The organism is Streptosporangiales bacterium, assembly GCA_009379825.1.
In the GTDB taxonomy this organism is placed as follows: Bacteria; Actinomycetota; Actinomycetes; order Streptosporangiales; family WHST01; genus WHST01.
In genome coordinates, this window is the sequence record WHTA01000141.1 from 1 (window position 1) to 6,949 (window position 6,949).

The following is a 6,949-nucleotide window of genomic DNA, read 5'->3' on the forward strand; positions in this document are numbered from 1 at the left end:
CCCGGCGCCGCCGCGCCGCCCCCACAGTCATCAAACGCAAGATACCCAAGTGGCACGTCAAACGCTCACACCACGCCACCTGGCCACAACCCCAGCACCCACCAGACTACCTCATCCAGAAATCTAACTGAACGGTATTGCGGCTACGCGACGTTCCCCGCCCTGCAGCGGCACGTCGACGCGGCGCAGCTCGACGCCGTGCTGGTCAGCCACGGCCACCCGGACCACTGCGCGGACCTGAACCCGCTGTTGCGGGCCCGCGCGCTGCGGCCGGACCCGCCGCCTGCGCTGCCGGTGCACGCACCGCCAGGCGCACTCGACGCCGTGCTCGCGCTGGACCGGCCGGCCATGCTCGCCGCCGCCATCGACCACCGCGACCTGATCCCGCAGCGGCCGGTGACGCTCGGCCCGTTCCGGGTCGACAGCCAGCCACTGCCGCACCACGTCACCAACTACGGGCTGCGGCTGCACGCCGACGGCCGCACCTTTGACGTACACCGGGGACACCGGGCCGAGCCCGCTGATCACCGACCTCGCCCGCGGCGTCGACGTGTTCGTCTGCGACGCCAGCTACCCGGTCGACGTGCCCGCCGCCGATGCCGACTACCTCGGCAGCGCCCGGCTGGCCGGGGAGTACGCGGCGGCGGCCGGTGCCGGCCGGCTCGTGCTCGCCCACCTGATGCCGGACGTGGACGCCGACGCGGCGGTGGCGGCGGTCGCGGCCGCGTTCACCGGGCCGGTTCACGTGGCGCGGCCCGGCCTCGTGCTCGCGGCGGAGTGAGCCGCCTACGCGGCAACGGCCTCCGGTTAGACTCCCGGGGATGACTTGCCCGAAGTGCCACAGCCAGATGCAGACCGTCAACAAGGGCGGCGTCCACATCGAGCAGTGCCAGGGGTGCCGCGGCATCTTCCTGGACCGCGGTGAGCTGGAACAGATCGCCGGCGCGGAGACCGCGTACTACCAGCAGGCGACACCACCGCCCTACCAGCCCGACGTGCCGCCCGGCGGTGGCTGGGGCGGCGGCAAGCGCTACTCCGACTCCCCGAAGCCGTACCGCGGTGGCTACGGCGACTCGCCGCGCCCGTACGGACACGGGCAGCGCCGGCGGCGCAGCTTCCTTGAGAACCTGTTCGACTAGCCGGCGTTGCTCGACCTGCGCATCTGCCCCGCCTGCGGTGATCGCGCCAAGCTGCCGATCGTCGCGGGCGACAGGCGGGAGTGTGCGCAGTGTGGGCACCGCTGGCCGTTCCGGCAGCTGCCGCTGTTCGCGCTGACCGGACCGAGTGGCGCCGGCAAGTCCACCGTGGGACCGCTGCTGGCCCGGCGGCTGGCCGACCGCGTGGTGGTGCTCGAGCAGGACGTGCTCTGGGTCGCCGGCCTGCGCGACGACGCGTCCGAGCACCCGACCTTCCGCTCGGTGTGGCTGCATACGGCCGCGATGATCCACCAGAGCGGCCGACCGGTGGTGCTGTGCGGAACGGTGGCCCCGCCGGAGCTCGAGGTACTGCCGGAACGCGGGTTCTTCACCGCGATCCACTACCTCGCGCTGGTCGCCGAGCCGGCCGCCCTCGCCCGCCGGCTGCGCGCGCGACCGACCTGGCGCGCCTGGGACGAGCCACGGATCGCGGAGATGCTGGAGTTCAACACCTGGCTGCAGGCCTCCGCGGCCACCCTCCACCCACCGGTGGACCTGCTGGACACCACATCACGCCCGCTGGACGAGACGGTCGAGACCACCTCCCGGTGGATCCTCGACCGCCTACCACCCTGACCGCGGCCGCGCGACGGCCGCGTGTCTCCTGACCCCCGATGCCCGGCGTCTGCGCGCACCCCGACCACCCACCCACGACGGCCACATGTCTCCCGACCCACGACAGCCACCCGCCTCCCGACCGCCGAGGCACGACGGCCGCAATCTCCTGACCACCGACGCACGCCGGCCACGCATCTAACCACCGACACACGGCGGCTGCACGTGCCTCCTGACCGCCGATGTCCGGCGGCCGCATGTCTCCTGACCACCACGCACGCCGGCGCATCTCGTGACCGCCTATCCACGGCAGCTGCGTGCACACCGACCGCCGACGCCCGACCGCGACGTATCTCCCGACCGCCGACGCCCGACCGCGACGTATCTCCCGACCGCCGACGCCCGACCGCGACGTATCTCCCGACCGCCGACGCCCGACCGCGACGTATCTCCCGACCGCCGACGCCCGACCGCGACGTATCTCCCGACCGCCGATGCCCGGCGGCCGCGTGCATGCCGACCGATCCACGCCAGCTGCGGGCGTCCTTACCGCCGGTGCACGGTGGCTGCCCGGCGGCTGGTTAGCCGCCGGTGGTCGTTCGGGCGAGCTCGTTGAGCAGGAGGGCCTCGCCGACGCAGTAACGTTCGAACTCGCCGAGGTGCAGGCTTTCGTTGGTGCCGTGCGCGCCGGAGTCCGGGTCGGCGACGGCGGTCACGAGGATGTCGGCCTCGGGGAACGTCTCGGCGAACGCCGCGACGAACGGGATCGAGCCGCCGATGCCGATGTCCACCACCGGGTGGTCCCACGCGGCGCCGAACGCCTGCTTCGCCAGCTGGTGGGTGGCGCCAGCGCTGTCCACGGCGAACGGCTGCCCAGACTCACCAGGCGCCGCCGTCACCTGCACTCCCCACGGCGCGTGCTCCTCGAGGTGCCGGCACAACGCCTCGCGCGCCCGGTCCGCGTCGTCGCCCGGCGCGACCCGCAGGCTGACCTTCGCCTTGGCCACGGGCACCAGGATGTTGACCGCGTCGGCGATCCGCGGCGCGTCGATGGCGAGTACGGACACCGCCGGCTTCGTCCACATCCGCGAGGTGAGCGCACCACCGCCGAGCAGCTCGACTCCCTCGACGGTCCCGGCGTCGCTGCGTACGCGCTCCTCGGTGAGGTCGAGCGGATCGCTCTCGCCGCTGGCCAGACCGGCTACCGCGACCTCGCCGGCCTCGTCGTGCAAAGTGCCGAGCAGCTTGCACAACGCGGTGAGCGCGTCGGGCACCGCGCCGCCCCACATCCCGCTGTGCACCGCGGAATCGAGAGTGCGCACCTCCACGTAGCACTCCGCGACCCCGCGCAGCGACGTGGTCAGCGCAGGCACGCCGACCGCCCAGCTAGCCGAGTCGGCAAGCACGATGACGTCGGCCGCGAGCCGCTCCCGGTACTTCTCCAGGAACGCCCCGATGGTCGGGCTGCCCAGCTCCTCCTCACCTTCGAGGAACACCGTCACCCCCACCGGCGGCCGGCCCTCGAACGCCTTCAGCACCGCGAGATGGGCCGCGGCGCCTGCCTTGTCGTCCGCGGTGCCGCGCCCGTACAGCCGGCCGTCGCGCTCCACCGGCTCGAACGGTTCGCTGGCCCACGCGGACCGGTCGCCGACCGGCTGCACGTCGTGGTGGGCGTAGAGCAGGACGGTCGGCGCGCCGGCCGGTGCCGGCCAGCTGGCCACGACGGCCGGCTGGCCGCCGTCGACCTGGAGTATCTCGACCTCGGCGGCTCCGGCGTCGCGGTACATGACGGCTGCGAACCCGGCCGAAGCGAGCACCTTGTCCGCTGCCTGCGGGTCCGCGGAGACCGACGGTATCCGCACCAGGTCCTCCAGTGCGGTCCTGACCTCGGGCATCACCTTGCTGATGGCGGCACGTGTTTCATCGATCGATGGCGTCATGCGGTGATCGTACGTGCCCGCCCCGGCCGGGACACGGGCGCTCAGGCGTCGAAGAGCTTCTCCCGCACCGCGTAGAGGGCGGCCTCCATCCGGGAGTGCAGCTGCAGCTTGTCCAGGATGTTCCTGACGTGGTTCTTCACCGTGTTCTCCGAGATGGTCAGCTCGGTCGCGATGTCGCGGTTGCTCATCCCCCGCGCGACCAGCTTCAGCACCTCCATCTCCCGCTCGGTCAGGCGCGGCACGGGCAGCTGCCGCGCACCGTCCGCGCGGTTGGCGATGGACGCGAACTCGGTCAGCAACTTCGACGCCATCGACGGTGGGATCAACGATTGGCCGCTGTGCACGGAGCGTACGGCCGACGCGATCTCGTCCACCGGGATCGACTTCAGCAGGTACCCGTTCGCGCCGGCCTTGACCGCGTCGAAGAGGTCCTCCTCCTCGTCGCTGATCGTGAGAATGACGATCTTCGCGCTCGGCACCTCCGCGTGGATGGCCGAGCACGCCTCGATGCCGTGCCGCTTGGGCATGCGCACATCGAGCAGCACGACGTCCGGAAGCAGGTCGACGGCCTTGCGTACCGCCTCGGTGCCATCGGATGCCTCGCCGACGACCTCGATGTCGTCTTCCTGGCAGAGGGTCAGGTCGAGTCCCCTGCGGAAGAGCGCGTGGTCGTCGACGATCAGCACCCGAATGGGTTCAGCCAGGCCGGCACCCGAGTCCGCTGCACCACGTGACATCACAGGCCGGTGGTTCACCATTTCCGAAGTATCGGCATACCGCCGCGATCGTTATCCCGCACGCTCCTCCTCGAGCCGGATGACGCCGTAATCGTATCCCCGCCGCCGGTAGACGACGCTCGGCTTACCGGTCGCCGTGTCGCGGAACAGGTAGAAGTCGTGCCCGACCAGCTCCATCGCGAAGAGCGCCTGGTCGATCGTCATCGGGCCGGCGGAGTGCGCCTTCTCCCGGACCACGAGCGGCCCGTCGCCTTCCATCTCTACGTGCACGATCTGCTGGTCGTCCTCGTCGGTTGCGGGTTCTGCGTCCAGCATCGACCCGTTGTTGCTGTGTGGCACCAGTGGCGCCGCCCTGAGTGCGGTCGCCTGCGATACGGAGACCGGTGTGCGTGACTTGTGGTGGATCTTGCGCTTGTCCTTGAGCTTGCGGAGCCGCCCCTCCAACTTGTCCCATGCGCTGTCGAACGCTGAGTACGGGTCGGGCGCCTGCGCCTCGGCGCGGACGACCGGCCCGGGAGCTCGGACAGTGAGCTCCACTCGGTCCGAGAGGCTGGCCAACCGAGGGTTCCGCTCCTTCGTGAGTACGACGTCGAGGGTATCTGTACGCTCGGCGAGCCGCTCCACCTTGATCAGCTTGTCGCTGACGTGCCGACGAAAACGCTCCGGCACTTTGGTGTGGCGCCCCTTGACAACGATCTGCACGAGCGATCCCCCTTCTCCCCGAACTGATCCAATTGCTCGACGGATGGTATGCGAAGCGCGGGCCGCGGGCGTGACCAGCGTCGCTGCGCTTCGAATCCGGAATGCCCCGCCGAGCCCGGCCGCCAGGTGATCGCCACGGTGCAACACCGTGGAACGGCAACTGACACGTCACCACCTCCAGGTGCCACTGCTCACCGTAGGCCGCTACACCCGATGGACGAACGCTAGCCCAGGGACCCACCATCTGTCAGCACCTGAGATGGCTCGCCTTGGCGCGCAGATCAGCGTGGTGGACGAAACGCCGGGTGTGCGTACGAAGCTTGCGGTGGCCGCTGTCGTGGCCAATCATCAGCGGATGCCGTTGTACCTGTTCCGCATGTTCAACCGGATCAAGCGCAGGATCAGCTGGGGGCTGCCGGTCGAGCTGCTGCTGTTCGTGTACTTCACCAGCTGGCCGCTGATGGCCCTGGCCGAACCGGGCAAGCCGATCGTCCAACCGGACGTCTACTGGTGGTGGTTCATCGTGACGGCGGCCACCGTCGGGTACGGCGACTACTACCCGGAGACGGTCGGCGGGCGCCTGGTCGGCATCTACGTGATCATCGGTGGCGTCGTCATCATCACCACGCTCTTCGCCCGTGTCGCCCAGATGATCGACAACGCGAAAGGACTCCGGATGCGAGGGCAGCAAGAGTTGCGGCTCTCCGGGCACGTCGCCCTCGTCGGCTACACGCCCGGGCGCACGGAACGGATCATCGACAGGCTCGTCGCGGAGGACCATCACGAGATCGTGGTCTGTGCCTGGGAGGACCAGGTCGAGGAACACCCGATGCCGCACCGCGAGGACGTGCACTTCGTACGCGGCAACCTGACCGACGACGACGTCCTGCGGCGTGCCGCGCTCGCCGGCGCGTCCGCGGTCCTCGTCGACGGCCGCGACGACGAGGCGTTGAAGGTCACCGTGGCGGCCAACTACGCCAACCCGGACGTGCACACGGTCGTGGCGCTGCAGGACCAGGCGCACGCGCGTACCGTCTCGAAGGTCGCGGAGAAGGCGTACTGCGTGCAGTGGCACGCCGTCGAGGTCCTCACCGAGGAGCTCCAGGACGTCGGGATGTCCCGCGTCTACGCCGAGCTGATGAACCACAGCGACCGCAACACCTACTCGCTGACCGTGCCGGACACCCCTGCCCAACCGCACCTTCGGCGAGTTCCAGCAAGCCCTCGGCCGGTGGAACGCCGCGACCATCGTGGCCACCAAGATCGGCACCCAGCTCAACCTGAGCCCGTCCTGGAACGCCGAGGTCCCGGTGGGCACGGTGCTGTTCTACATAGCCAAGCGCCGGCTACACGTGCACGACCTGGAGCGCTACGTAGACCGCGCCGAGCGCATAGTCGAAGTAACCGAGCGGGACCTCCTCCGCACCGACGCGCCCTGACCCAGTCCCCTGGCAGTCGGCCATGTGGCCTGCCCACGAGGCGGTCAGCTGCGGGTTGGCGGTCAGCCGCGGGCGGCGGGTCGGCGCGGGTCGGCGGGTCGGCCGCAGGGCGGCGAGTCGGCCGCAGGGCGGCGGGTCGGCCGCAGGGCGGCGAGTCGGCGCGGGTCGGCGGCCGTTCGACACGGCCCGCGGCGGCGGCCGGCTCTCAGCGCGGCCCAGGCGCGCCGGTAGGCCCAACGGCACGACCCGGGCGTGGCCCGAGGGGCACGATGGTCCGCCCGATCCCGGGCGTGGCCCGAGGGGCACGATGGTCCGCCCGATCCCGATGGTCCGCCCGATCCCGGGCGTGGCCCGAGGGGCACGATGGTCCGCCCGATCCC

6 protein-coding genes and 1 pseudogene are annotated in these 6,949 nt (G+C 70.7%); 4 read left to right on the top strand and 3 right to left on the bottom strand.

Annotated features, from left to right (window positions below; all coding sequences use genetic code 11):
* Window positions 1-162 precede the first annotated feature (162 nt).
* From GEV07_30295 to GEV07_30305, 3 genes and pseudogenes are all read left to right on the top strand, one after another.
* Window positions 163-781 (top strand): annotated as a pseudogene (locus tag GEV07_30295) (MBL fold metallo-hydrolase).
* A 40-nt stretch (window positions 782-821) separates the two neighbouring features.
* Window positions 822-1,139 carry a transcriptional regulator gene (locus GEV07_30300; GenBank protein ID MQA06806.1) on the top strand — a complete coding sequence of 106 codons (318 nt, stop codon included), beginning with the start codon at window positions 822-824 and terminating at the stop codon, window positions 1,137-1,139.
* 6 nt (window positions 1,140-1,145) lie between these two features.
* The gene (locus GEV07_30305; GenBank protein ID MQA06807.1) at window positions 1,146-1,772 is read left to right on the top strand and encodes an AAA family ATPase; all 627 of its coding nucleotides are present in this window, start codon (window positions 1,146-1,148) and stop codon (window positions 1,770-1,772) included.
* Between the two features lie 560 nt (window positions 1,773-2,332).
* On the opposite strand, the gene GEV07_30310 is transcribed toward GEV07_30305, so the two are convergent.
* Genes GEV07_30310 through raiA form a run of 3 tightly spaced genes read right to left on the bottom strand, consistent with a single transcriptional unit; the run spans window position 2,333 to window position 5,130 of the window.
* Window positions 2,333-3,691 carry a M20/M25/M40 family metallo-hydrolase gene (locus GEV07_30310; GenBank protein MQA06808.1) on the bottom strand — a complete coding sequence of 453 codons (1,359 nt, stop codon included), beginning with the start codon at window positions 3,689-3,691 and terminating at the stop codon, window positions 2,333-2,335.
* 41 nt (window positions 3,692-3,732) lie between these two features.
* Window positions 3,733-4,449, bottom strand: a complete 717-nt coding sequence (locus tag GEV07_30315; GenBank protein MQA06809.1) for a response regulator — start codon at window positions 4,447-4,449, stop codon at window positions 3,733-3,735.
* 30 nt (window positions 4,450-4,479) lie between these two features.
* Window positions 4,480-5,130, bottom strand: coding sequence for a ribosome-associated translation inhibitor RaiA (gene raiA / locus GEV07_30320; protein MQA06810.1), 651 nt, complete (start codon window positions 5,128-5,130; stop codon window positions 4,480-4,482).
* A gap of 259 nt (window positions 5,131-5,389) precedes the next feature.
* On the opposite strand from raiA, the gene GEV07_30325 reads away from it, so the two are divergent.
* A partial coding sequence (locus GEV07_30325) for a hypothetical protein (GenBank protein ID MQA06811.1) occupies window positions 5,390-6,949 on the top strand: 1,560 nt, incomplete at its 3' end.